This is a genomic window from Aeromonas sp. QDB11, assembly GCF_027705265.1.
Taxonomy (GTDB): domain Bacteria; phylum Pseudomonadota; class Gammaproteobacteria; order Enterobacterales; family Aeromonadaceae; genus Aeromonas; species Aeromonas allosaccharophila.
Map to the genome: position 1 here is coordinate 23,932 of NZ_JAPDBM010000037.1, position 25,738 is coordinate 49,669.

The 25,738-nt window shown below is 58.6% G+C and carries 20 protein-coding genes; 13 read left to right on the forward strand and 7 right to left on the reverse strand.

The features are described 5' to 3' along the window. Window positions 1-36: 36 nt before the first annotated feature. From glnS to nagE, 3 genes are all read right to left on the reverse strand, one after another. Window positions 37-1,698 carry a glutamine--tRNA ligase gene (gene glnS, locus OKC40_RS13470; RefSeq protein ID WP_182939289.1) on the reverse strand — a complete coding sequence of 554 codons (1,662 nt, stop codon included), beginning with the start codon at window positions 1,696-1,698 and terminating at the stop codon, window positions 37-39. Between the two features lie 353 nt (window positions 1,699-2,051). Further along, window positions 2,052-4,715, reverse strand: a complete 2,664-nt coding sequence (locus OKC40_RS13475; RefSeq protein ID WP_182939288.1) for a beta-N-acetylhexosaminidase — start codon at window positions 4,713-4,715, stop codon at window positions 2,052-2,054. Window positions 4,716-4,835: 120 nt separating this feature from the next. Next, window positions 4,836-6,314, reverse strand: coding sequence for an N-acetylglucosamine-specific PTS transporter subunit IIBC (gene nagE / locus OKC40_RS13480; RefSeq protein WP_058053683.1), 1,479 nt, complete (start codon window positions 6,312-6,314; stop codon window positions 4,836-4,838). A gap of 273 nt (window positions 6,315-6,587) precedes the next feature. Between nagE and nagB the strand changes: the two genes are divergently transcribed. Genes nagB through nagC form a run of 3 tightly spaced genes read left to right on the forward strand, consistent with a single transcriptional unit; the run spans window position 6,588 to window position 9,762 of the window. Further along, complete coding sequence (gene nagB / locus OKC40_RS13485; RefSeq protein WP_042057494.1) at window positions 6,588-7,388, forward strand: glucosamine-6-phosphate deaminase; 801 nt, start codon at window positions 6,588-6,590, stop codon at window positions 7,386-7,388. Window positions 7,389-7,397: 9 nt separating this feature from the next. Next, complete coding sequence (nagA, locus tag OKC40_RS13490; RefSeq protein ID WP_042657090.1) at window positions 7,398-8,543, forward strand: N-acetylglucosamine-6-phosphate deacetylase; 1,146 nt, start codon at window positions 7,398-7,400, stop codon at window positions 8,541-8,543. 4 nt (window positions 8,544-8,547) lie between these two features. Continuing rightward, window positions 8,548-9,762 (forward strand): DNA-binding transcriptional regulator NagC, encoded by a 1,215-nt coding sequence (nagC, locus tag OKC40_RS13495; protein WP_042057499.1) that lies wholly within the window; start codon window positions 8,548-8,550, stop codon window positions 9,760-9,762. Window positions 9,763-9,832: 70 nt separating this feature from the next. Here nagC and OKC40_RS13500 read toward each other — a convergent pair whose 3' ends face one another. After that, on the reverse strand, window positions 9,833-11,449 hold the full coding sequence (locus tag OKC40_RS13500; protein WP_270795541.1) for a phosphoethanolamine transferase: 1,617 nt from the start codon (window positions 11,447-11,449) through the stop codon (window positions 9,833-9,835). 230 nt (window positions 11,450-11,679) lie between these two features. Between OKC40_RS13500 and OKC40_RS13505 the strand changes: the two genes are divergently transcribed. The 9 genes from OKC40_RS13505 to OKC40_RS13545 all read left to right on the forward strand — a co-directional run bounded on the left by OKC40_RS13505 (window position 11,680) and on the right by OKC40_RS13545 (window position 22,630). Beyond that, on the forward strand, window positions 11,680-12,915 hold the full coding sequence (locus OKC40_RS13505) for an HD-GYP domain-containing protein (RefSeq protein ID WP_182970751.1): 1,236 nt from the start codon (window positions 11,680-11,682) through the stop codon (window positions 12,913-12,915). 353 nt (window positions 12,916-13,268) lie between these two features. Further along, complete coding sequence (locus OKC40_RS13510) at window positions 13,269-14,939, forward strand: sensor histidine kinase (RefSeq protein WP_270795542.1); 1,671 nt, start codon at window positions 13,269-13,271, stop codon at window positions 14,937-14,939. Beyond that, a complete protein-coding gene (gene btsR / locus OKC40_RS13515) occupies window positions 14,936-15,640 on the forward strand; it encodes a two-component system response regulator BtsR (RefSeq protein ID WP_139407533.1) in 705 nt (234 codons plus the stop codon). Before OKC40_RS13510 ends, btsR begins: the two co-directional genes overlap by 4 nt. A gap of 139 nt (window positions 15,641-15,779) precedes the next feature. Beyond that, the gene (locus OKC40_RS13520; RefSeq protein ID WP_182970749.1) at window positions 15,780-17,201 is read left to right on the forward strand and encodes a carbon starvation CstA family protein; all 1,422 of its coding nucleotides are present in this window, start codon (window positions 15,780-15,782) and stop codon (window positions 17,199-17,201) included. A gap of 222 nt (window positions 17,202-17,423) precedes the next feature. Next, on the forward strand, window positions 17,424-17,762 hold the full coding sequence (locus OKC40_RS13525) for a DUF3302 domain-containing protein (protein WP_058053676.1): 339 nt from the start codon (window positions 17,424-17,426) through the stop codon (window positions 17,760-17,762). A gap of 3 nt (window positions 17,763-17,765) precedes the next feature. Then, the gene (locus OKC40_RS13530) at window positions 17,766-18,803 is read left to right on the forward strand and encodes an HlyD family secretion protein (protein ID WP_075112117.1); all 1,038 of its coding nucleotides are present in this window, start codon (window positions 17,766-17,768) and stop codon (window positions 18,801-18,803) included. 104 nt (window positions 18,804-18,907) lie between these two features. Beyond that, complete coding sequence (locus OKC40_RS13535; protein WP_270795553.1) at window positions 18,908-20,668, forward strand: DEAD/DEAH box helicase; 1,761 nt, start codon at window positions 18,908-18,910, stop codon at window positions 20,666-20,668. 131 nt (window positions 20,669-20,799) lie between these two features. Beyond that, complete coding sequence (dacB, locus tag OKC40_RS13540; RefSeq protein ID WP_270795546.1) at window positions 20,800-22,236, forward strand: D-alanyl-D-alanine carboxypeptidase/D-alanyl-D-alanine endopeptidase; 1,437 nt, start codon at window positions 20,800-20,802, stop codon at window positions 22,234-22,236. A 97-nt stretch (window positions 22,237-22,333) separates the two neighbouring features. Next, on the forward strand, window positions 22,334-22,630 hold the full coding sequence (locus OKC40_RS13545) for a GrxA family glutaredoxin (protein ID WP_257496286.1): 297 nt from the start codon (window positions 22,334-22,336) through the stop codon (window positions 22,628-22,630). A gap of 105 nt (window positions 22,631-22,735) precedes the next feature. On the opposite strand, the gene OKC40_RS13550 is transcribed toward OKC40_RS13545, so the two are convergent. Next, on the reverse strand, window positions 22,736-23,581 hold the full coding sequence (locus OKC40_RS13550; protein WP_075114512.1) for an endonuclease/exonuclease/phosphatase family protein: 846 nt from the start codon (window positions 23,579-23,581) through the stop codon (window positions 22,736-22,738). A 106-nt stretch (window positions 23,582-23,687) separates the two neighbouring features. On the opposite strand from OKC40_RS13550, the gene OKC40_RS13555 reads away from it, so the two are divergent. Then, window positions 23,688-23,912, forward strand: coding sequence for a hypothetical protein (locus OKC40_RS13555; protein ID WP_042061420.1), 225 nt, complete (start codon window positions 23,688-23,690; stop codon window positions 23,910-23,912). Here the strand turns inward: OKC40_RS13555 and yciA are convergent, their stop codons facing one another. Further along, window positions 23,913-24,317: an acyl-CoA thioester hydrolase YciA gene (gene yciA / locus OKC40_RS13560; RefSeq protein WP_270795548.1), complete on the reverse strand. Its 405-nt coding sequence runs from the start codon at window positions 24,315-24,317 to the stop codon at window positions 23,913-23,915. Window positions 24,318-24,376: 59 nt separating this feature from the next. Further along, window positions 24,377-25,225, reverse strand: a complete 849-nt coding sequence (locus OKC40_RS13565; protein WP_270795551.1) for an NAD-dependent epimerase/dehydratase family protein — start codon at window positions 25,223-25,225, stop codon at window positions 24,377-24,379. Window positions 25,226-25,738 lie beyond the last annotated feature (513 nt).

Below are 25,738 nucleotides of genomic sequence, written 5' to 3' on the forward strand. Positions count from 1 at the left end.
CATCGCACAGGGCAGGGTCTCCCCTGCCCTACTGAGTTAGCCTTCGACTTTGCCCCAGGAGTCGCGCAGGGCAACGGTGCGGTTGAACACCAGATGCTCCGGGCTGGAGAGCTTGTTGTCGGCGCAGAAGTAACCTTCACGCTCGAACTGGTAAGCCTGCTCCGGCTTGGCGTTCTTCAGGGATGCCTCAACACGAGCCCCCTCGATGATCACCAGGGATTCCGGATTCAGCGCAGCTTCGAAGTCATCCTCGGCGCCCGGGTTCGGTACCTTGAACAGACGATCGTAGAGACGCACTTCCGCTGGCAGGGAGTGAGTGGCGCTGACCCAGTGGATCACCCCTTTCACCTTGCGGCCATCGGCCGGATCCTTGCCCAGGGTCTCGGGGTCGTAGGAGCAGTAGATGCAGGTGACTTTGCCATCGGCATCTTTCTCGATGCGCTCGGCCTTGATCACATAGGCATTGCGCAGACGCACTTCCTTGCCCAGCACCAGACGCTTGAACTGCTTGTTCGCCTCTTCTTTGAAGTCCGCTTCGTCGATGAAGATCTCGCGGGTGAAGTTCAGCTCGCGGGTACCCATCTCGGCATTGCTCGGGTGGGCCGGGGCAGTCAGCACTTCGTCGGCAGCCAGGTTCTCGATAACCACTTTCACCGGATGCAGCACGGCCATGGCGCGCGGCGCATGCTCGTTGAGGTCTTCGCGGATGCAGGCTTCCAGCATGCTCATCTCGACGATGTTGTCCTGCTTGGTGACGCCGATGCGCTTGCAGAACTCGCGGATGGAGGCCGGAGTGTAGCCGCGACGACGCAGACCGGAGACGGTCAGCATGCGCGGGTCATCCCAACCATCGACGTGCTTCTCGGTCACCAGCAGGTTCAGCTTGCGCTTGGACATGACGGTGTACTCGAGGTTCAGACGAGAGAACTCGTACTGACGGGGGTGGCAGTCGATGGTGATGTTGTCCAGCACCCAGTCGTACAGACGACGGTTGTCCTGGAACTCCAGGGTACAGATGGAGTGGGTGATCCCTTCCAGCGCGTCCGAGATGCAGTGGGTGAAGTCATACATCGGGTAGATGCACCACTTGTCACCGGTCTGGTGGTGGTGGGCAAACTTGATGCGGTAGATCACCGGATCGCGCATCACCATGAAGGGAGATGCCATGTCGATCTTGGCGCGCAGGCAGGCGGTGCCTTCGGCGAACTCGCCGTTCTTCATCTTGGCAAACAGCGCCAGGTTCTCTTCCACGCTGCGATCGCGGAACGGGCTGTTCTTGCCCGCTTCAGTCAGGGTGCCACGGTACTCGCGCATCTGCTCGGGCGTCAGCTCGTCCACATAGGCCAGACCCTTTTCAATCAGCTCGATGGCATAGCCGTGCAGCTTGTCGAAATAGTCGGAGGAGTAGCAGATCTCGCCGCTCCACTGGAAGCCGAGCCACTGTACGTCCTGCTTGATGGACTCTACGAACTCGATGTCTTCCTTCACCGGGTTGGTGTCATCGAAACGCAGGTTGCACTGGCCCTGATAGTCACGAGCGATGCCGAAGTTCAGGCAGATGGACTTGGCGTGGCCGATATGGAGATAACCGTTCGGCTCGGGCGGAAAACGGGTATGCACGCTGGTGTGCTTACCGCTGGCCAGATCTTCATCAATGATCTGACGAATAAAGTTAGTTGGGCTGTTCGCCTGACTCATGGCTCACCTCAAAAAAGCGTCACTGGCGGAAGTTGTGCCGGCTGGCACCCTCATCCCCCCGCCGTCAAGCCGGGTATGATCCCTCATTACGGGCGCTGCCTCAACCTGAATTTGGCACTTCCGGGCCATTTCCCGGCCATTGCGCCACTAAAAACGGGCGGGGTTGGCACATTGCGCAGCAAATGCATAAAAAAGCCCCGCACAAGGCGGGGCTAAAAGTGATGAAAAACAAAACAGACAATTACACACAACAAAGGCTCACACGCACAGTCAACCTTTCCCAAACCCGATGCGCCATCGCCCTTGGGAAAGGCGGGTCTTGCGACCCACCTTGCATTAACGGTTGACTGCTATCAGTTCAGTTCGGTGACGCGGCTGGTGCGCTTGCCATCGAAGCTGGTGGTACGCAGGTAGACCTTGCCATTCACGCTCGGCTTGGCCGCGGCGTCATAGGCACTCCAGTTGGTGCCGTCCAGGCTGTACTGGATGGGCAGACCCGGCAGATCCACGTTTGCTTCCAGCACACCGTTCACCACTTTGGCACCCGGTACGGAGAGGCGGTATTCAACACCGGCCTGATCCAGTTTCGGCAGCACGCGCTGACCCAGTACGTTGGCAAACTGGTTCCACTCTTTGTTGAGGGTGGCCTTGTTGACATGCTTGGTCTCGCCGGAGAACTCGCGGTTCTTCACGTAATCCAGCTCGAAGCCGCCTTTGTGCCAGGCACGCTCGGCCACGGAGAAGATACGCGGGTAGACCATGTACTCGTACTGAGCATCGGTACGCACGGTTTCACTCCACTGCTGACCGGAGATCCCCTTGAACTTGACCGGATCTTGGTCACCCTTGGCCACGAAGGCGTTGCCGTCGCGGTCAACCGAGGTTTCGGCGTTCTGCGGCAGGTTTTCCGGGGCGAAGGCGAACACCTTGCGCGTGTCGTTGAAACGGGTTGCCCAGTAGTAGCCACGCTCAGCCGGATGTACTTCGTTCGGGAAATCGAAGTAGAGGTAATCCGGGTTGGACAGCACCACTTCGTAACCCTTGTGCGCCCACTTCATCGCTTCGTTGAAGCCACCCCAGTAGAGGGTTTCCCAGAAGTTGACTCGGGTGTTGTCGGTGGCGAAGTCTTTGGCACCGCTGGCGTACTTCAGGCCATCTTCCCACGCCTGCAGGGTAGAGAAGCCGCGGTCTTTGACCATCTGGCCCACTTCCTTGGCGAAGTAAACCGGCAGCTCGCCCACTTCCTTGATCTTGCCTTCGTCGATCATCTTCTGGCACATCGGGGACTTGCCAAACGGCTTGTCCTGCTTGCTGGAATCGACGTTGCCTTTCCAGGCGACCAGCTCTTCTTTCTTGGTGACGGCCGGATCCTGATAGCCACCGCCCTGCATGATGTTCTTCGCCTCATCACCACCGTAGTGCCATGCGGTCAGCGGCTGACCAGCGGCCTGGTGCATCTGGGCAACTTCATCCATTACCTTGGCCACGAAGGTGGCAGCACCTGGCTGGCAAGGGTTGATGAAGGACATCTTGTCGTAGAACTGGACTGAGGTGACGTTGGAGGTGTCAGCCGGATCAGTCAGACGGAACTGGTTGGCTTCCGCTTCTTTGCCTTCCGCCATCAGACGCTTGTAGCGCGCTTCCATGGAGATCACAGCAGCACGAGCGTGGGCCGGCATGTTGATCTCGGGGATCACGGTCACACCGCGGGCCTTGGCATAACGCACCAGATCCACGTAGTCAGACTTGCTGTAGAAACCGGAACCCTGGTTGTCGCTGGTCGGGCCGGAACCCAGTTGCGGCATCAGGCACTTGGTTTCGGACTCGTCGTGGCAACGCTGGCTACCGACCTGGGTCAGCTCCGGCAGACCCGGGATCTCCAGACGCCAGCCTTCATCGTTGGTCAGGCCAAGGTGCAGCACGTTGAGCTTCATGGCAGACATCTGGTCAACCAGCTTCTTCATGGTATCCAGACTGCGGAAGTGGCGGGCCACGTCGGTCTGCATGCCACGGTATTCAAAGCGCGGCGCATCCTCGACGGTCATCGGGCTCACCAGCTTGTCATCAACACCCAGCAGGGAGATCAGGGATTGTGCACCCCAGAATGCCCCGTCGATGTCGCGACCCTGGATCACGGTGCCCTTCTGACCGATGGTCATGTCATAGCCTTCAGCCTGCTTGAGCTTGCTGCCGAGCTTGATGGTCACCGGGTAGCCGGTGTCGGAGAGGGTAACACCCAGCTTGGTCAGTTGAGCCTTCAGGGCCTCGGCGCGATCGCTCGGCAAATCCAGGGCATTGAGCTTGATGGTAGAGAAGTCGATTTGCGGACCAGCCTTGACCACCTGCTTCATCGGGGTCGGCAGGATCTGGTTGTCAATCTTGCCAGCCGGCAGCAGGGTGCTGGTCTGGTTGGCCGCGAAACGGGTTTCGCTGTTCATCAGGATGTTCTTGTCATCCTTGGTGCGCTTCCAGCCATCGGCCGGCATCGGCTTCTCGTAGGTGCTGGCATCATTGATGTTGCTCATGCTGGCCAGTACTTTCGGCTCGGCACCTTCGCTGGCGACATACCAGTTCGGCATGATGTCAGATTCGAACAGTACCCAGTATTCCACCACCAGCGGCACTTCGACCGTGGCATCCTTGGCAAAGCCCTGGAACTTCTCGGTTGGCGTCAAACGATAGAGATCGCCGGTCAGGTGAGTGATGGTGAACTGGTCGTTATCCACACGCTGGATACGACGGATGGAGGAGACGTAGATGCTCCAGTCTTTGGAGGTCACGTCAGCACCGGTGTTGGTCAGGTGCAGCTTGGCAACGCCACAGCTCGCCCACTCGGAACCGAGCGCCTGGCAATCGAGGCCGGCACCGGCACCGTCGTTGGTGACCACTTCATACTTGACCACCAGGTTACTGGCGAGGGAGTCGACCACGGCCTGCTTGGCGGCATCGGCTGCCAGCGCAGGACCGGCAAAAACGGTAGACATGGCAATGGCTAACAGAGAATGTTTCAAGTTCATAACTGCTGCTCTCATTTGAAGTAAAGGTTGGATTTTCTTGGCTTTTTTATATTGGGCCCCGGAGCGGGGCCCTTAGTTATGTCAACAATGGACTTAGACTTGAGGTGAGCGAGTGCTCGATTAACGCAGGGCTTTCATCTCACCGGCGATGATTTCGGCCAAGGGGCCCAGAATCACCTGCAGGTTCTGCTCACCGAGTTTGACCACACCGGCCGCACCCAGGGCTTTCAGCTTGCGCTCATCGACGACGCTGCGGTCTTTCAGAGTCAGACGCAGACGGGTTATGCAGGCATCGATGGAGACCAGGTTTTCTTGACCACCCAGCACTTCCAGGTATTGCTTGGCCAGCTCGGTACGGTTGGTAGATTGGGCGACAGCCGGAGCTGTGTCCTCATCTTCCTCACGACCCGGGGTTTTCAGGTTCAGCTTGGCAATCACTGCGCGGAACACCACGTAGTAGAGGCCGAAGAACACCAGACCCTGAGCAATCAGCATGTACCAGTTGGTCGCCAACGGGTTACGGCTGGAGAGCACCATATCCACCAGGCCGGCACTGAAGCCGAAACCAGCCATCCAGTGCATGGAGGCAGCGATGAACACGGAGATACCGGTCAGTACGGCGTGGATGACATACAGTACCGGCGCCACGAACATGAAGGAGAACTCGAGCGGCTCGGTGACACCGGTGAAGAAGGAGGCAAAGGCAGCTGCGATCATGATGGAAGCAACTTTCTCTTTGTTCTCTTTCTTGGCGGAGTGGTAGATGGCCAGAGCGGCACCCGGCAGACCGAACATCATGATGGGGAAGAAGCCAGCCTGGTACATACCGACCACGCCTTTCACCTGATCCAGGCTCTTGCCAGCGGCCAGCGCGGCATCGATGGTAGCCTGACCACCCAGGAAGTTCGGGATGTCGTTGATACCGGCCACGTTGAACCAGAACACGGAGTTCAGGGCGTGGTGCAGACCAATCGGGATCAGCAGACGGTTGAAGAAGGCGTAGATACCGGCGCCAGTGGAACCCAGGCTCACGATGGATTCACCGAAGGAGACCAGACCACCGTAGATTGCCGGCCATACCGCCATCAGGATGAAGGAGACAACGATCATCACGACGGAGGTTACGATCGGTACCAGACGACGACCGGAGAAGAAGGAGAGTGCCTTGTGCAGCTCGACGCTGCTGAAGCGGTTGTACAGCTCAGCGGCGATAACACCACACAGGATACCGACGAACTGGTTGCTGATCTTGGCAAACGCGGCAGGAACCTGATCCACCGGGATGCTCTTGATCTGGGCCACAGCACCCGGGCTCAGCAGGGTGGTAACCACCAAGAAGCCGACCAGACCTGCCAGGGCAGCAGAACCGTCTTTATCCTTGGACATACCGTAAGCGACACCGACTGCGAACAGTACGGACATGTTATCGATAATGGCTGCACCCGCCTTAATCAGGAAGGCAGCCAGCGCGCTGTCACCACCCCAACCATTCGGGTCAATCCAGTAGCCAACCCCCATCAGGATCGCTGCGGCAGGCAATACCGCTACCGGCACCATCAGGGCACGGCCGATCTTTTGCAAATAACCGAGAATGTTCACGGTTCCTCTCCTTAGTTAATGTTTTTCTAGAAATTAAGTGCTTATCACGTTTGACGCATAAGCCATCAAGGCTTGATTGGCAGTCTAGGGCTTTTATTTCGCTGCGCAAATTAATAAACCGATAATCGTGATCGTTATCACCCAAACAAGATAAAGGTGGTGGATAGATGTGGCTTAGTTCGCAATCTTTATTTACGCTATAAAACAACTTGAATCCGTCTTAGCCAATTGCCACCGCCAACCCGGTCGCAACCCGAAACAGAGGTATCCATCATGCGCCTGATCCCGTTGAAATCTGCCAGCCAAGTAGGCCTCTGGTCTGCCCGTTACATCGTTGACCGCATCAACGCGTTCAAGCCGACGGCGGATCGCCCCTTCGTACTGGGTCTGCCTACCGGTGGTACTCCGCTCAACACCTACAAGCGCCTGATCGAGTTGCACAAAGCCGGTGAAGTGAGCTTCCAGAACGTGGTCACCTTCAACATGGACGAGTACGTCGGCCTGCCGGAGGATCACCCGGAGAGCTACCACAGCTTCATGCACAACAACTTCTTCTGTCACATCGACATTCGCCCCGAGAACATCAACATCCTCAACGGCAATGCCGACGATCTGGTGGCCGAGTGCAAGCGCTACGAAGAGAAGATCAAGTCCTACGGCAAGATCCACCTGTTCATGGGTGGCGTGGGTAACGATGGCCACATCGCATTCAACGAGCCGGCCTCTTCCCTCTCCTCCCGCACCCGGGTCAAGACCCTGACCGAAGATACCCGCATCGCCAACTCCCGCTTCTTTGGCGGCGACATGGAGCAGGTGCCCAAGCTGGCGCTGACCGTGGGTGTCGGCACCCTGATGGATGCCGAAGAGATCATGATCCTGGTCACCGGTCACAGCAAGGCACTGGCCCTGCAAGCCGCCGTGGAAGGCAGCGTCAACCATATGTGGACCATCTCCACCCTGCAACTGCATCCGAAGGGAATGATGGTGTGCGACGAGCCCTCCACCATGGAGCTCAAGGTCAAGACCGTCCGCTACTTCCAGCAGCTGGAAGCCGCCAACATCGGCCGTCTGTAAGGAGTCGTCATGTACGCATTGACCAACTGCACCCTCTACACCGGCAGCTGCGTGCTGACCGGCTACGGGGTGCTTGTCGAGGGCGACAAGATTGTCGCCATCTCTCACCTGGCCGAGCTGCCAGCGGGCATCGAGCAGATTGACCTCAAGGGCGCCAACCTGACCGCCGGTTTTATCGACGTGCAGCTCAACGGCTGTGGCGGGGTGATGTTCAACACCGACATCACCACCGAGACCCTGGCGACCATGCAGGCCGCCAACCTCAAATCCGGTACCACCAGCTTCCTGCCGACCCTGATCACCAGTCCGGATGCCGACATGAAGCAGGCCGTTGCGGTCACCCGTGACTACATGGCGGCCAACCCCAACGAGGTGCTGGGTGTCCATCTGGAAGGGCCCTACACCAACCTCAAGCGCAAGGGGATCCACCCTGCCGCGCAAATTCGCCAGCCAGCGGACGAGATGATCGACTTCTTCTGCGCCAACGCGGATGCCATCACCAAGATCACCCTGGCACCGGAGCGCAACGAGCCGGCCCATATCCGCCGTCTGGTGGACGCGGGCATTCTGGTCTCGGCCGGTCACACTGCCGCCAGTTACGATCAGGCGATGGCCGGATTCGATAACGGTATTCGCTTTGCGACCCACCTCTACAACGCCATGACCCCGACCCTCAATGGTCGCGAGCCGGGCGTGGTGGGTGCCATCTATGATCGCAAGGATGTCTATGCCGGCATCATCGTCGATGGTCACCACGTTCACTGGGCCAACGTGCGACTGGCACACAAGGTGCTGGGGGAACGACTTGTGCTGGTCACCGACGCCACCGCGGCAGCCGGCGCGCCGGAAGGCTTTGAGAAATTTGATTTTTGTGGCACCACCGTCTTTTTACGCGATGGTCAGTGTGTCGACGAGAATGGTACACTCGGCGGTTCCTCCCTCACCATGATTGAGGGGGTGGAAAATCTGGTCAAGCAGGTCGGATTACCGCTCGATGAAGCACTGAGAATGGCCAGCCTCTACCCCGCTCGCGCCATTGGATGGGACTCACGTCTCGGTAGTATCCAGGTCGGTAAAGTAGCCAACCTCACTGTCTTCGATCAGGACTTCACGGTCCGTGGGACCGTGGTTAACGGACACTACACACAACAGTGACATCATGACTGGCGGACAAATAGCAAACGTAGATCTTATCAAGCAGGTCAACAGTGCAGCCGTGTATCGGCTCATCGATCTGCAAGGCCCCATCTCCCGGGTCAAGATTGCCGAGTTGAGTCAGCTGGCCCCGGCCAGCGTGACCAAAATAACCCGGCAACTGATCGAGCATGGCCTGATCAAGGAGACCTCACCGCAAGCCTCTACCGGCGGGCGGCGAGCCATCTCGTTGACCACCATCAAACAACGCTTTCAGTTTGTCTCTGCCAAGCTGGGCCGTGGCTACCTGCAACTGAGTCTCTATGACCTCGATGGCAAGGAGCTCGACCAGCACGTCACCCAGGTGACCGAGATCGACCAGCAACCCGTGGTCGACATGCTGCTGCGGGAGATTGGCGCCTTTATCGATGCCAACCGCGAACGCAGCCGCAACCTGATCAGCATCGCACTGACTATGCCGGGTCTGGTCAACCCGGAATCCGGTATGGTCATCTACACCCCCAAGTACCAGATCCGCAATCTGGGACTGGCGAAGCTGTTGGAAAACCACTTTAACCTCCCCTGCTACGTGGGTAACGACACCCGCTCGCTGGCGCTGGCCGAACACTTCTTCGGCGAGTCCCGCGACTGCATGGACTCCATTCTGGTGAGTGTTCACCAGGGGACGGGCTCGGGGATCATCACCAAGGGTCAGGTGTTCCTTGGTCAGAACCGCAACGTCGGCGAGATCGGCCATATTCAGGTCGAGCCGCTCGGCAAGCGCTGTCACTGTGGCAACTTCGGCTGCCTCGAGACCATCGCCTCCAACGAAGCGATCATCGACAAGGTGAAGGAGCTCATCAGCCGCGGCCACCAGAGCGCGCTGCAAGAGAAGCACATCACCATTCAGGAGGTGTGCAAGGCGGCCATGGCCGGTGATGAACTGGCCCGCAGCGTGATCGAGAACGTCGGTGAGCATCTGGGACGAGCGGTAGCCATTACGGTCAACCTGTTCAACCCGCAGAAGGTGCTGATCGCCGGCGAAATCACCGCCGCCGAAGAGATCCTCTTCCCGGCCATCCGTCGCTGCGTCGAGCATCAATCCCTGCCGAGCTTCCACCGTGGCCTGCCCATCGTGAAGGCCCGCTTCCAGAACCAGCCGACCTATGGCGGCTTTGCGCTGGTCAAGCGCGCCCTGCTGGAAGGGGATCTGCTGCAGATCATCATGGAGCAGAAGTAAGGACTTACCTTGCGAGATAACAAAACGGCAGCCACTGGCTGCCGTTTTCTATTGTGTGCTCGTTGGAGATTTAGCCCGCCCGACACGGCTTGAACAGATCCAGCTTGTTGTCGTAGACACTTGTCTGCACATCCATGATCCCCAGCATGGAGTGAAACAGGTTATCATGGGAGAAGCGCTGGCTGCTTGCCTCCGCCGCCAGGCAACCCATATCAAGCTGGCGATCGGCCTGTAACTGAGGCGAGAACCAGGTCAACAGCGGCACCCGGGTTTGGTCATCCGGCGCAAACTTGTAGGGGGTGCCGTGCAGATAGAGCCCCATGGCACCGAGGGATTCGCCGTGATCGGAGAGATAGACCAGTCCCACATCGTACTGGCTCTCCAGCGACTTGAGCTTGTCTATCAGTAGCCCCACTACCTTGTCGGTGTAGCGGATGGTGTTGTCATAGGTGTTGACCAGCTCTTCGTTACTGCAGTTTTCAATGTCGCTGCGCGGGCAGTCCGGCATAAAGGCGCGCTCGCTGGCAGGGTAACGACGGAAATAGGTCGGGCCATGGCTGCCCATCAGATGAAAGGCCACCAACTTGTTGCCCTTCATGCCGGCAATCTGCTGATCCAGCCCCTCCAGCAGCACCTCGTCATAGCAGGACTCTCCCTGACAGAGCGCCGGATAGGATTTGGGAAGGATCTCGATGGTCGGCACATTGCGGCACACCCCTTTGCAACCGCCATCGTTCTCTTTCCACAGCACAGATACCCCGGCATGCTGCAGCACATCGAGCAGGCCGTCACGGGAGCTGGCGAGCTGATCATCGTAGCCGCGCCGTGTGAGGTTGGAGAACATGCAAGGCACCGATACGGCGGTTGCCGTGCCGCAGGAACGCACATCCTTGAACGACACCACCCCCTGCTCTTTCGAGGTGAAGCTGTTGGTTGCCTTTCCATAACCGTTCAGGGAGTAGTTCTGGCTGCGCGCAGTCTCCCCCACAACCAGGAACATCAAGGTCGGCTTGCCTCCCCGGGCCACCACCCTGGCGTCAGTCCCCAGATGCTGGTAGGGGATCGTGGTGGCAAACAGTACATCCCGCCCATATTTGTAGAGGCCGTGGACATAGTTGGCGGGCACAATTTCTTTGGCCAGCGACTTGTTGTTACGCCCGACCGAGGCGTAATCCTGATAGTAAAGTGCGGCAACGCCCCCGATAAACAGCAGGGAGATGGCCAGCGCACCTGCCCGCAACGCCAGCCCCTGATACCAGCGAGCTGGATAACGGATCTTGATCGACCAAAGCACCAGAACAGGCAGCAGCCCGGTCAGCAGAAACCAGAGTGCCACCGAGCCATTCAAATAGGCCCCAGCCTCACCACTGTTAGTTTCGATTATGTTCTGCATCATGCCGGCATCGAAGATGACGCCGTATTTGAGCATGGCGTAGCTGACGATGGAGCCGCTCAGGATCAGCAAGGTAAAAAAGGGCTTGAGCACAAACCGGAACGTGAAGGGAATAAACACGGCATTGAGCGCCGCGATCAGCACCAACGGGATCGAGATGGCAAACCCGGCTTTGACATGGGTCAGACCACTGAGCACCGTATAGAAATGCAAAAAGATTGGCCAGTTCAGTACCAGAGCGAAAAAGAGCACCAGCAACAGATTGGTCTGCAGTACACCGAGGGTCACTCGCATAAACAACTCCTACATACCGGCCTACAGAGAGAGGGCGCGGTCAAGCCAACAGAAACGACGGGGCCAGCGTAGGAAGTCAAACTTAAGAACGAATTAAGAAGGGAAGCGTGGTGCTAGTGCGCGCCATCACAGCGTGGGGTAATCACCTCACTCACAATGGATTTTTAGTTGTCTATCCCTTGGATTTTGCTAGCTTGTTGAGTAGGCATTCACGAAATGCAGGTTCACTGATGGCACTGATCCAAGCCTCGATAGAGCAGTTGAGAGTAGGCCACTTTATCCACCTTCCGACCGGCTGGACCAACCATCCGTTCATGTTCAATACGTTCAAGATCAAGGATCAGCAGCAACTCGACATTATCCGTCATCTTGATCTCACCCTGCTGATGGTCGACCCCGACAAGAGCGATCTGCCTATCGAGCCGCTGCTGCGCGGTGATATTCCCGATGCAGGACCTGATCTTGACGAGCTGGAAGAGCTGATTGCCTCGGGCCCGCCCCCCTTTGACGAGAAGGCCTTTCGCCGCTCCATGCGCGCCGCCGACAAAGCCTTTGGCCAGTCCATGAGCGAGCTGCGCGATGCGCTCGGGGCGCTCAATCTCAAACCGGATGAAGGGCTGGCCAACACCGCCCAGATCGTCCGCAATGCCGCCTTCACCCTCAGTCAGCACGAGGGCCCCCTCGGGCTGCACCTTATTCGCAGCCCCCACACCGATATCCTGCTGCAGCACAGTCTCAACGTGGCCTTTATCGCCATGTTGATGGCGCGCGAGCTGGGCATGAATCCCATCGAACTGGAAGAAACCGGTCTGGCCGGACTTATCCACGATATCGGCGAGCTCAAAATACCGAGCCAGATCATCCAGAAGCGTGGGGAGCTCAGCAAGGCAGAGCAGAACTTTCTCAACATGCACCCGCAATACGGGCTCGACATGCTGACCCAGCTCAACGCCTTTGAGCCGAAAATCCGTCAGGTCGCCCATCTGCACCACGAGCGACTCGATGGCAGCGGCTATCCGCTCGGGATCAAGGGGGGGGAGATCCCGCCGCTGGCCCGGCTGATCGGACTGGTCGACTTCTACGACGAACTGCTCCATCCCCGCAACAGCGGTACCCCGGCGGCGCCGAGTCAGGCCATCAGCCAGCTCTACAAGTTATCCCAGAAGAAGTTCGACCAGAATCTGGTCAAGTTGCTGGTCAAGGTGCTGGGGGTCTATCCGCCAGGATCACTGGTGAAACTCTCGGACGAGAGCATCGCGCTGGTGCTCTCCACCGAGCCCACCATGCCCCTCAAACCGAAGATCCTGCCCTATATCAAGGCGCAGCGGCCGGAAGCGGTCGCCATGATCGATCTGCGGGAAGATGAACGCACCATCACCGCGTTTATCAAACAGGACGAACTGGATGAGGGACAACGGCAGTTCTTCAATCTGACCCGCCGCTTCTGCTACTACTTTGCCTTCTGAGTTATCCCCAGAAGCTGGGGATAACTCATTGGACAAACCGGAATAATTGCTCGAATCCCTATCCCAAGGTTGCCATCTGACCATGTATAAAAAACGCCCAGCCATGGGGCTGGGCGGAGCATGCCACCTCCGTGTAGCGTATCCAGCGGATACTTCCATGCTCTACCCATCAATATCAACCCGTGGCCGCTTACACAAATATCAATTTAACATGCTGATTTAATATGGTTTTATCCACCTGTTCTGGCAAACTGGCGGCCCGTTGCAGCCCTTTTGGCCAACAGAACAAGATCTTGATCACACTTATTCACGGGCTGGTTATTTTTTCACCCGACTTATGAGGAACGTTTTTTATGCAGTTGGTCCTCTCCTTGCTGCAACAGATGAGCGTCAGCCTGGTGATCGCCTATCTCTTCTCCAAAAGTCCGCTGCTGCGCCCGCTTGCCAACTATTCGGTGAGACTACCTCACAAGATACTGATATACATCATCTTTTCCAGCTTTTGCATCCTCGGCACCTATGTCGGCCTCGATATCGACGATGCCATCGCCAACACCCGGGCGGTCGGCGCCGTGTTGGGGGGGCTGTTGGGGGGCCCGCTGGTGGGATTTCTGGTGGGATTGACCGGTGGTCTGCACCGCTACACGCTGGGGGGATTTACCGATCTCGCCTGCGCCATCTCCACCACCTGCGAAGGCTTGCTCGGCGGAGTGGTGCACTGGCGGCTGATGCGCGCGGGGCGAACGGATGCCCTGTTTCAACCTCGGATCGCCTTCTTTACCACCCTCTATGCCGAGATCATGCAGATGCTGATCATCCTGCTGGTGGCCACCCCGTTCGACAAATCCCTGCTGCTGGTGCGCACCATCGCCACCCCGATGATTTTGGCCAACTCCTGCGGCGCTGCGCTCTTTATCAGCATGATCCGCGACCAGCAGCAGATGTATGAAAAGTTCTCACGGGTCTTCTCCGCCAAGGCGCTCAACATCGCCAACCGCACCGTAGGGATCATGAGTCAGGGCTTTACGCCAGAGGCGAGCAGCAAGATTGCCCGCATCATTCAGGAAGAGACCGGCGTAGGGGCCGTTGCCATCACGGACACCGAGAAAATCCTCGCTTTTATCGGCACCGGGGAAGATCACCACCTGCCGGGCACCCCCATTGCGTCGGCCATCACCATGAAGGCCATCGCCCGCAACAAGGTGCTGTTTGCCGATGGCAACAGCCAGCCCTATCGCTGCAGCCTCTCACCCGCTTGCCAGCTGGGCTCAGTGCTGGTGATCCCGCTGCAGGGAGACAAGGGGGTGATCGGCACCATCAAGCTCTACGAGCCGAAGAAGCGGCTGTTTCTCAAGATCAACCACACCCTGGGGGAAGGGATTGCCAACCTGCTGTCACAGCAGTTGCTGGCCGGTCGGCTGGAGCAGCATCAGCGGCTGCTGGTGCAATCCGAACTCAAGCTGATCCAGGCGCAGATCAACCCCCACTTCCTGTTCAACACCCTCAACACCATCAGTGCCATCACCCGGCGCGATCCGGACAAGGCGCGGGGTCTGCTGCTGCACCTCTCCCTGTTCTTTCGCAAGAATCTCAAGCGCCAGAGCGGCCTTGCCACCCTGCAGGAGGAGCAGGAGCACTGCCAATCCTATCTGGAGATCGAACTGGCCCGTTTTGGCGACAGATTGACGGTGATCAACGAGATCCCGCCCCATCTGGCCACACTGCGGCTGCCCAGTTTCACCCTGCAACCGCTGATCGAGAATGCCATCAAGCACGGCATCTCGACCCTGCTGGAGCAGGGGCGCATTCGCCTCTGGACCGAGGAACAGCCCGCCAGCGTCACCATCCATGTGGAAGATAATGCCGGCACCTGGCAAGCGCGCCCCGCTGGCGACGGTCTTGGCATGACCATCGTTGACCGGCGACTCAAGAGTGCCTTTGGCGAACGCTACGGCGTGACTATTGCGTGCGAGCCGGAGCAGTGGACCCGGGTTTCGTTCACCATCCCCAAGGAGCAACCATGATCCGCACCCTGATTGTCGATGACGAACTCTACGCCCGTGAGGAGCTGAAACAGCACCTGGCCTGCGATCCCGCCATCGAGATAGTGGGGGAAGCGGCCAACGCCATCGAGGCGCTGCCGCTTATTCAACGGCTCAAGCCCGACGTGGTGTTTCTCGATATCCAGATGCCCAAGCTGAGCGGTATGGAACTGGTGGCCATGCTCGACCCCCTGCCCCGCATCGTCTTTGTCACCGCCTTTGACGAGTACGCCATCCAGGCCTTCGAAGAGAACGCCTTCGACTACCTGCTCAAACCGGTGGAGCCCGCGCGCCTCGCCAAGACGCTGGCTCGCCTCAAGCAGGATATCTCCCCACAGCCCATCGAGCGGCTCGCCCCCACCATCGAACACATTCCGGGCTATCTGCACAATCGGGTCAGGTTGCTGCCCATCACGCAGGTGGAGTATGCCTTCTCCGATCTCGGTGGCGTCCATGTGGCCTGTCAGGGCGAGCTGTTCCACACCCAGCTCACCCTCAAATCTCTAGAGGAGAAGAGCCCGCTGCTGCGCTGCCACCGCCAGTATCTGGTATCCCCCAACGCCATCTTCGAGATCCGGCTGCTGGATAACCAACTGGCGGAGATCGTCACCCCGAGCGGTGCTCGGGTGCCAGTCAGCCGCCGCTATCTCAAGGAACTGAAGGATCAACTGGGACTGGACTAAGCCAAGAGTGTGCGCCTGATCACAGCCGCCGACCGCTCGGCGCGCCAAAACGCCGCTCGGGTGGTTTCACCTGCCAGACAGGCGCAACCGTTTTAGACTCGCTCTGCACACTAAAAAATAACAATGCAGGAGCGTAACAATGATCTGGTTCTTCCTCTGTGTCGGCTTGCTTGTGGCCGGCTACTTCATATATGGCAAGTTCATCGAACGGATATTTGGCCCAAAACCCGAGCTGAAAACCCCCGCCATTACCATGGCTGACGGGGTGGACTATGTCCCCATGTCGGACAAAAAAGTCTATCTGGTGCAGCTGCTCAACATCGCAGGCGTCGGCCCCATCTTCGGCCCGATCCTCGGTGCCCTCTACGGTCCGGTCGCCATGCTCTGGATCGTCTTTGGCTGCATCTTCGCCGGTGCGGTACACGACTACTTCTCCGGCATGCTGTCGGTGCGCGCCAAGGGCGCCTCGGTGCCGACCGTGGTCGGTGAGCATCTGGGCACCGCCGCCAAGCACTTCATGAACCTGTTTGCCGTGGTGCTACTGATGCTGGTGGGCGTGGTGTTCGTGCTGAGCCCGGCAGGGCTGCTCGCCAACCTCACCTCCACCGATCTGGTCTACTGGATCGTGGCGATCTTTGCCTACTACATCCTCGCGACCATAGTCCCCATCGACAAGATCATTGGCCGCTTCTACCCCATCTTCGGCGCCCTGCTGGTGTTCATGTCGGTCGGCCTCATCATCGGTCTGATCGCCTCCGGCAAAGGCTTCTACAACACCGGGATGGACTTCTCCAACCTGCACCCGACCGAGCTGCCGCTGTGGCCGCTGCTGTTCATCACCATCGCCTGTGGCGCGGTATCGGGCTTCCACGCCACCCAGTCACCACTGATGGCGCGCTGCATGCAAAACGAGAAATCCGGCCGCTTCATTTTCTACGGTGCAATGATCGGTGAAGGGATCATCGCCCTGATCTGGTGCACCCTGGGTCTCTCCTTCTACGACAGCACCGAAGCGCTCAACGCCACCATGGCCAACGGCGGCCCGGCCGCCGTGGTACACGAAGTCTCCACCAGCCTGCTCGGCACCGTGGGCGGCATTCTGGCCATCCTCGGCGTGGTGATCCTGCCCATCACCTCCGGTGACACCGCGTTTCGCAGTGCGCGCCTGATCGTGGCGGACTTCCTGAAGATGACCCAGAAGCCATTGATGAAGCGTCTACTGATCGCCATCCCCATGTTCATCCTTGGTTTTATCATCTCCAAGGCCGAGTTCGGGGTGATCTGGCGCTACTTCGGCTGGGCCAACCAGACAACCGCCGTCATCATGCTGTGGGCCGCTGCCGCCTTCCTCATCAAAGAGGGCAAGCTGCACTGGGTCTGCACCCTGCCCGCCATGTTCATGACCGCCGTGGTGTTCACCTATCTGGCCAACGCCCCCATCGGGTTCGGGCTGGAGATGGGGATCTCCACCATCATCGGTCTGGCAGCCACCGCAGTGATTACCGTTGCCTTCCTGGTGAAATTCCGCCAACCGCTGGTCAGCCGTGCCAGTGAAGGGTAATACGGCAAAAAATGCTGCAAAAAACAGCATAAAAAGGCGCCTTATGGCGCCTTTTTAAATGACAAATAAAGTAATAACAAAACTCTGTGATGGCTTCAGCTTCAATACAGCGAAAGCGCTTAAGATTCCGTGCGAAATAACGATAAATATGTGATTCTTAATTGCTTTAGTGCTTGTTGGAACCCATGATTAAGCTGCGCGTCATGCCAGTGGAGGTTATAAATGGCCCTTGATTATTTTGCTCTTGGCCTGCTCGTCTTTGTCGGGCTGGTCATTTTTTATGGAATCATCGTGATCCACGATATTCCCTACGATATTGCCAAACACCGGAATCACCCTCATCAGGATGCTATTCATGTCGCGGGTTGGGTCAGCCTGTTTACCCTGCATGTGTTGTGGCCCTTCCTCTGGATCTGGGCAACCCTCTATCGGCCGGATCGCGGCTGGGGCTTTAGCCAGCGGTTGGAAAAAGATGAAGACGATCTGGCCGCTCTCAAGCAGGAGCTGGCCGATCTGAAGAGCCGTATCAACACTATCGAACAGAGTGAGCAACAGGGATAAACCATGGACCTGCTACTGATCCTGACTTATACGGCACTGTGTGTGGCCGTATTCAAAATCTTCCGTATCCCGCTCAACAAGTGGACGGTTCCCACTGCCGCACTGGGTGGCATCATCATCATCGGCGCCCTGATCATACTGATGAACTACAACCATCCCTACTCGGAGATGGCGCGCAATTACTACATATCCACCCCGATTGTGCCGCTGGTCAAGGGCCGGGTCGTTGAAGTCCCGGTGAAGCCCAACCAGCTGGTGAAAAAAGGGGATGTGCTGTTTCGCCTTGATGATGAGCCGTTCCGCCTGAAGGCAGACAGCCTCGCCGCACGGGTCGAATCCAACCGCGAACACCTCAAATCCATCGAAGCGCGGCTGCGCTCCGCCAAGCTGGATCGGGATCGCGCCAAAGAGCTGATGCAACGTGGTGTCGGCAAACAGCGTGATCTGGATGTCAGCCAGGCCAACGTAGACGATATCGTGGCCCAGATTGACCAGCAGAAAGCCACCCTGAACGATCTGCAAGCTCAGCTGCTGGAAGCCAAGTATCAGCTGGCCCAAACCGTGGTCTATGCCCCGAGCGATGGCCATGTAGTGCAGCTGGCCCTGCGCCCCGGCATGATCGCCACCCCCTTCATGTACCGCCCGGTGATGACCTTCATCCACAAGGATGAGACCGCCTATGTCGGCTGGTTCTGGCAAAACAGCATGCAGCGTCTGGCGATTGGCGACGAGGCCGAAGTGGTGATCGATGGCATCCCCGGCAAGATCTTCAAGGGCAAGGTGACTGCAGTGATCCCGGCCATTGCCGCCGGTAACGTGCAAGCCAACGCCGGTCTGCTGGATCAGACTACTGCGGTGCGTCCGGGCCGTCTGCCTGTGATCATCTCCATCACTGACCCCGAGTGGCCCAAGTATCAGGTGATCGCCGGTGCCAGTGGTCAGGCTGCTATCTATACCCACTACTTCCACCATGTCTCCATCATGCGGAAAGTGTTGCTGCGCATGGCAAGCTGGATGAACTACATCTTCCCGTTCCATTAATCAGCACCCTACCTCCCAGCGGGCCGGCATCATGCCGGCCCGCTGTTTTTGTGGCGGCAAGATCCCTATAATGGCGCCACACCATGCCCAAACGCCACACCCTCATGTTCGTTCTCAGACCCTATCAAACCGACGCAGTCAACGCCGTGATCAGCCACTTTCGCAAACACCCGGACCCTGCCGTGGTGGTGCTGCCCACCGGTGCGGGCAAGAGTCTGGTGATCGCCGAACTGGCCCGCAAGGCACGCGGTCGGGTGCTGGTGCTGGCCCACGTCAAGGAGCTGGTGGAGCAGAACCACGCCAAATACGAGGCGTGGGGGCTCAAGGCCGACATCTTCGCCGCAGGGCTGGATCGCAAGGAGGCGAGCGCTCAGGTGGTGTTCGGCTCGGTGCAATCGGTCGCCCGCAATCTGGCGGCCTTCGACGGCGCCGTCTCGCTGCTGATCATCGACGAGTGCCACCGGGTCTCGCTCGATGACGACAGCCAGTACCATCAGGTGATCGAGCATCTCAAGGCAGCCAATCCCGCCCTCAAGATCCTAGGTCTCACCGCCACCCCCTATCGGCTCGGGCTGGGCTGGATCTACCGACGCCACTACCACGGCATGGTCAAGAGCCACGGCGAGCGGCTGTTTGGCGACTGCGTGTTCGAGCTGCCCCTGCGCTTCATGGTGAAAAACGGCTACCTGACGCCGCCGCGCATGGTGGATGCCCCCATCGTCCACTACGACTTCAGCAAGCTGGTGGCTCGGGAGAACGGCCTGTTCAGCGAGGCGGATCTTAACGGCGAGCTCAAGCGCCAGCAGCGGGTTACCCCTCATATCCTGAGTCAGGTGCTGGAGTATGCCGCCGACCGGCAGGGGGTGATGATCTTCGCCGCCACCGTCGAGCACGCCCGGGAAATTCAGGGGCTGCTGCAGGCCCAATCCCAGAGTGCAGCCCTCGTCACCGGCGAGACCCCGGGGCCGGAGCGCGACGCCCTTATCAGCGCCTTCAAGGCACAGGAGATCAAGTTTCTGGTCAACGTGGCGGTGCTCACCACCGGCTTCGATGCCCCCCATGTCGATCTCATCGTGATGCTACGCCCCACCGAGTCGGTGTCGCTCTATCAGCAGATCGTCGGTCGGGGCCTGCGCCTCTCGCCGGGCAAAGAGGATTGTCTGGTGCTCGACTATGCGGGCAACAACTTCAACCTGTTCGCCCCCGAAGTGGGGGAACCCCGCCCCCACGCAGGCACCGAGCCGGTGCAGGTTCCCTGCCCCGCCTGCGGCTTTGCCAACACCTTCTGGGGCAAGACCGACGAGGATGGCAAGGTGATCGAGCACTACGGTCGCCGCTGTCAGGGGCTGTTTGAAGATGACGAGGGCAATCGCGAGGAGTGCGACTACCGCTTTCGGGCCAAGATCTGCCCCGGCTGCGGCGCAGAGAACGATATTGCCGCCCGCCGCTGCCAGAGCTGCGATCAGCTGCTGGTGGATCCGGACGACAAGCTTAAAGAGGCGCTCAATCTCAAGGATTGCATGGTCATTCGCTGCGCAGGGCTAACCCTCACCGCAGGGCGCGGCAAACAGGGGGAGCGGCTGGAGGTGACCTACCACGATGAGGATGGTCTGACCCTCAGCGAGTACTTCGGATTTCACTCCGAGGGCGCGCGGCGCTTGTTTCAACAGCACTTTGTGCGTCATCATTGGCCCGCCCCGGGTCTGGAGCCCGAATTTGCCACCCTGGCGAGCGTGCTGGCGGCAGAAAGCCAGTTTCGCCATCCCGATTTCGTCATCGCCCGCAAATCGGGTCGTTTTTGGCAGATAAAAGAGAAGATTTTTGATTATGAGGGTCGCTATCGCACCGCCAACTCGCTGGCGTGATGGCCAGTGGCGACCGGCATAAATCGTATGAATTGCTTTGCCACGGCCGATCCTGCATCGGCGGGTGAAACAAGGTTGAATTATCAGGGCCGGCACCACTGCCGGGTCCCTTCGTCACGTTAGAGGATGTTATGCAGCGGCTGTTGATTGGTTTTTGTGCTCTCTTTTCTCTGGCGGCTCAGGCCGCCCCGCTGACGCCCCCTCAGGGTGGCCAGTACGCCATCATAGTGCAGGGCAATAACGGCGTGGAGTTCGCCCGCCATGCCGATCAGATGATCGCCCCCGCCTCCACCATGAAGGTGCTCACCGCCCTGGCAGCCCGCCTTGAGCTGGGTGCCGACTTCCGCTTTGCCACCGACATTCAGGCTCAGCCGGGCGCCAAACAGGGTGACACCATCAACGGCGATATCTGGATCAACTTCGTCGGTGACCCCACCCTCTCCCGCATGGATCTGCTGGCCCTGTTCAAACAGCTCGGCGTCAGCAGCATCAAGGGCAATGTCTACGTCAACACCGGCGCCTACAACGGCTACGAGCGCGGTAACGGCTGGTCGTGGGGGGATCAGACCCTCTGCTTCGCCGCTCCTGTCTCCTCGGTCATCATCGACAAGAACTGCGCCTACGGCACCATCACTGCCACCCAGATTGGCAAACCGGCGGTGGGCAATGTAGCTACCGGCGTGCCCATCGGCATCGGTGCCGACAACGTGGAGGTGATGAGCTATGGCGACATGGCGCGCCAGTTCTGCGCACTGGAAGTGGACATGGCCAAGGGCAACTTCTACGAGCTCAAGGGCTGCATCACCCCGAACAAGGAGCCGCAGGGTCTGCGTTTCGCCATTCACGATGTGGAGGCTTGGGGCTGGGACAACATCCGCTGGGCGATGAACCGTGCCGGTATCAAGCATGATGGCCTGCTGCGGGTCACCCACAAGGCCCCTGAAGGGGCTGAGACCCTCGGCACTCACTACTCGGTCTCCCTGCCGGTGATGCTCGCCAAGATGCTGAAGAAATCGGATAACCTCTACGCCGACACCTTCCTCAAAACCGTGGGCCGTCACTACTACAACAAGCCGGGCAGCTATCGCAGCGGCACCATGGCGGTGCGCGCCATCCTGACCAAGAACGGCATCGATCTGGGCAACGCCACTCTGGCAGACGGCTCCGGTCTCTCCGCTCACAATCTCATCAGCGCCCGTCAGATGATGTCAGTGCTGAACTTCATCCAGAAAAATGATGCCGAACTTGGCCTGATCAAGCTGCTGCCAAGCTCTCAGGTGGATGGCACCCTGGCGTGGCGCCGCAGCGTCACCGCCCCCATGATGAAGAACAAGGTGCACGCCAAGACAGGGACCATCACCGGCACCTCCAATCTGGTGGGCTTTATCGACACGGCAGGCGGCCAGCGCAAGGCGTTCGTGATGTTCCAGCGCGGCCTGTCCCAAGATCCGGCCACCCATGAGCGCTACCGTGCCAGCAAGGCACCCTGGCCCTGGACCGTATTCGAGAAGGGCGTGCTGGAGAGCATCTACCAGCAGCAACCGATCCAGATCGCCGAGCAGCAGTGATGCCGTAATAGGCCCACTCGAATCACGGTATCGATAATTTCGGCTTCAAGTCGCCACGAGGCAGGGCTATGCTGTTGCCTGCCTCATATCAACGGCCATAGCAAAACGGCTTAAAGAACGGAGAGAAAATATGTTTGCAGTGATTTTTGGTCGCCCGGGTTGCCCCTACTGTGTCCGTGCCGTACAGATCGCCGAGCAGCTGACCGAGCAGCGCGATGACTTCAAATTCCGCTACGTGGATATCCATGCCGAAGGGATCACCAAAGAAGATCTGGCCAAGAGCGCCGGCAAGCCGGTCAATACCGTGCCGCAGATCTTCCTGGACGAGCAGCACATCGGTGGCTGCACCGATTTCGAAGCTTACGCCAAAGAGAATCTGGGTCTCTACCAGTAATACCTGCGGGTCAGCCCGAGCGGGTTAACCGCCAGAGCGTAAAAAAAATCCGGCGCCATCAGGCGCCGGATTTTTTTATGGGCAACACGCGCACATCATCCCCGATCAGGGGGTCACCGACTGGGCGGCAAAGCGCGCAATGATGGGGTTGTGATCCGAGGAATCGGTCGCTGGTGAGCTCACCTCGACCAAGTCCAGATTGCGGTAGTAGAGGTGATCCAGCGGACGACCAAACGCAGTGCGGCGCAGATCAGGCACCGGCACGGCCTCTTGCAGGCCCAGCTCGTCCACCAGTTTATTCAGCCAGAACTGGCGCTTGTCGCTCCAGGTATTGAAGTCACCGGCCAGAATAACCGGCCCCTGATGGCGGCGTACCAAGGCAGTCAGATCGTTGAGCTGCTCGCGGAAGGTGGCCATCCCCAGTTCGAAGTTGACCGCATGGAGGTTGATCACCAGTACGCCGTCAGGGTCGCCCTGCAGCGGATAGAGGCTCACCAGCCCGGATTTGGGGATGCGCAGTAAGGGCTCGGGGGAGCGCACGCCACAGACGAATGCCTGCGGGGTCTTGGCCACCGTCATCACCCCGAACGAGACGCCGCCCTGGGTGAAGGCTTGCAGCTGCTGCCACTGGAAATCACCGGCGCGTAGCCAGTCGAGCATCTCGGGGCGGGTGGCCGACTCTTGCAGCAACACCAGATCCTGCCCCTTGGCATAACTGTCCATCCCTTCGCGCCAGTTCTTGCGCTGACCCTTGTAGAGATTCCATACCGTCACCCCGAATTCGCGGGGCAGCGCCGTGGTCGCCAACGCTACCAGCGGCGGACGCTGGCAGTCGAGTCCCGGCACAATCCCTTGAGCAGTGACCAGATGGTTCTGATCCGGCACCTCAAAACAACCTACCAACCCCAGGGTCAGCAGGGAGGTGCCAAGAATGCGATAACTATTTTTCATTGGCTAACAACCGCCCGCCTTTGCTTTTTGTTGCGACCATCACAAACGTCATCCACGCCGACTAAGCTGATAGTCCCTGTTCCACCCAACCAGAAGGAGCCTGTCAATGGCGAGAGAACTTCGGTACTGCGTGACGTTTTATGATCAACAAGGAAATTGTCATCAAGTGGAGCTGGCCACCGTCTATCAGATAAGACGGGACCCTCAATGCGATCTCTGCCTGTTTGACACCCTGCAATATGTGGGCTCGGAAGAGATGCTGGAACGCATGATACGGCAAAAAACCGGGCTTGAGCAGGAAATATCCATCATCAATGCCCGGCTGATTTGATCAGACGCTGACCGGAACCGGGCGGGATTTACCGTTGTCGTCGATGGCGACATAGGTAAAGACCCCCTCGGTCACGCAGTAACGCTGGGCATCGTTTTCCCGCAGTACCGGCTTGACCCACACCTCCAGCTTGAGCTTCATGGAGCTGCGGCCGATCTTCATGCAGCGACCGTAGCAGCAGACCACATCGCCCACCTTGACCGGACTGTGAAAGGTCATGCCTTCGACGGATACGGTACAAATACGTCCTTTTGCCAGCTCCTTGGCCATAATGCCCCCACCTATATCCATCTGGGACATGATCCAGCCACCAAAGATGTCGCCATTGGGGTTGGTATCGGCTGGCATTGCCAGGGTTCTCAGCAACAACTCCCCATCGGGGTGACGTTTTGTATCTACCATCATTACCGCCTCTCTCTCATGGATGGCGGCATGATAGGGGGCGATCACCCCCTTGGCAAACCTCAATTGCCCGAGGCGGCGAGCTCGGCAAACCAGTGGGCCGGATCGGGCCAGCGATAGTTGAATCCCATCTGCTGGCAAATCAGCTGACCGTCGATGGGCTGAAATTCACCGGCAGGCTCGATAAAGACCGGCACAGGCAGCCCCTGCTGGCGCGCCGCAAAGGGGTAGAACTGCTCGCGGCGCGGATGTACCGGTGCGCTCAGGTTGAAAACATTCCCGTCCTTGCCCCGCTCCAGCAGCAGCATGCAAGCCGCCACCACATCGTCCAGATGAACCAGATTGACCGACTGGGCGCCGCCATCGAGAGTCTTGCCCGCGAGGAAACGGCCGGGATGGCGATCCGGGCCATAAAGGCCGGAGGGGCGCACTATCATCACCACCTCGAAACCGGCCGCCAGCACCGCTTGCTCCGCCGCTAGCATCCGCTCGCCACGGGCATGGCGGGGTTGGGGTTCTTCCCCCTCCTGCTGCCCTGCCCCCCACACTGAGGTGGCGCTGACAAACAGCACCCGCCGGGTGCCACTCGCTTTGGCCAATGCGCAGGCCTTTGCCACCGCTTGCGGATAGTCATCGGTCTTGCTGGGCGGTACGCAGATAACCAACGATTCGCAGGGGATGGGCCACGGCGCTTTTTGATCAGCGATGGGCATCTCGGCAGAGCCCATGTTGGCAGAGATGGTCAGCGGATTGGCGTTGATCCCCTCCCCCCGCAGACGTGCCGCCTTCTCGGCGCTGCTGACCGTCACCGCTACCGGCTTGCCTGCCGCCAGCAGGGCCCGCGCCAGCGGCAGCCCGAGCCAACCCGCCCCCAGAATGCCGATCGTCCCGGCGAAATGTTGCTCTGTCATCGTCCCTTCTCCTGCTTGACGCTATTTGCCCCGCAGCTTACCTGCCTTGGTAGGAAAAGGAAGTCTTGGCCAACTCTCCTACAGCCTACAGATAGACAAATACCGCCAAGATGGCGGCATTTGTCTATCAGGTTCTGTGTCAGCTTCGTCAGCTTCTTATAAAGCCTTTTCTATAGCCCTTTCACCTTGCACGCTTGCTCTGAGCATCAGTAAAAAGGTAGCCACCAGAATCTCTGCTGATGGTTATGAATTCATCTTCATGTTCCCCGTCAAAAAAGGTGCATTCATACGAGGCGGATCGTTCTGCTTCAATTCTTATGCCCGTTACAGTTGCTGGGACTGCACTTCCAATGCTCATCGCAGCAAGTTCTTCCACTCTGGAAATATCAGACTCTAGCTCAGGAAGAATCGCCTCTGCATTACGCAAACAAGCTAAGGAAGGTGCGAACAAGTCCCTGATATGAGATCATGTTTGTCATCTGGAGCCATGAAAAAGGGTTCATCATGAGTCAT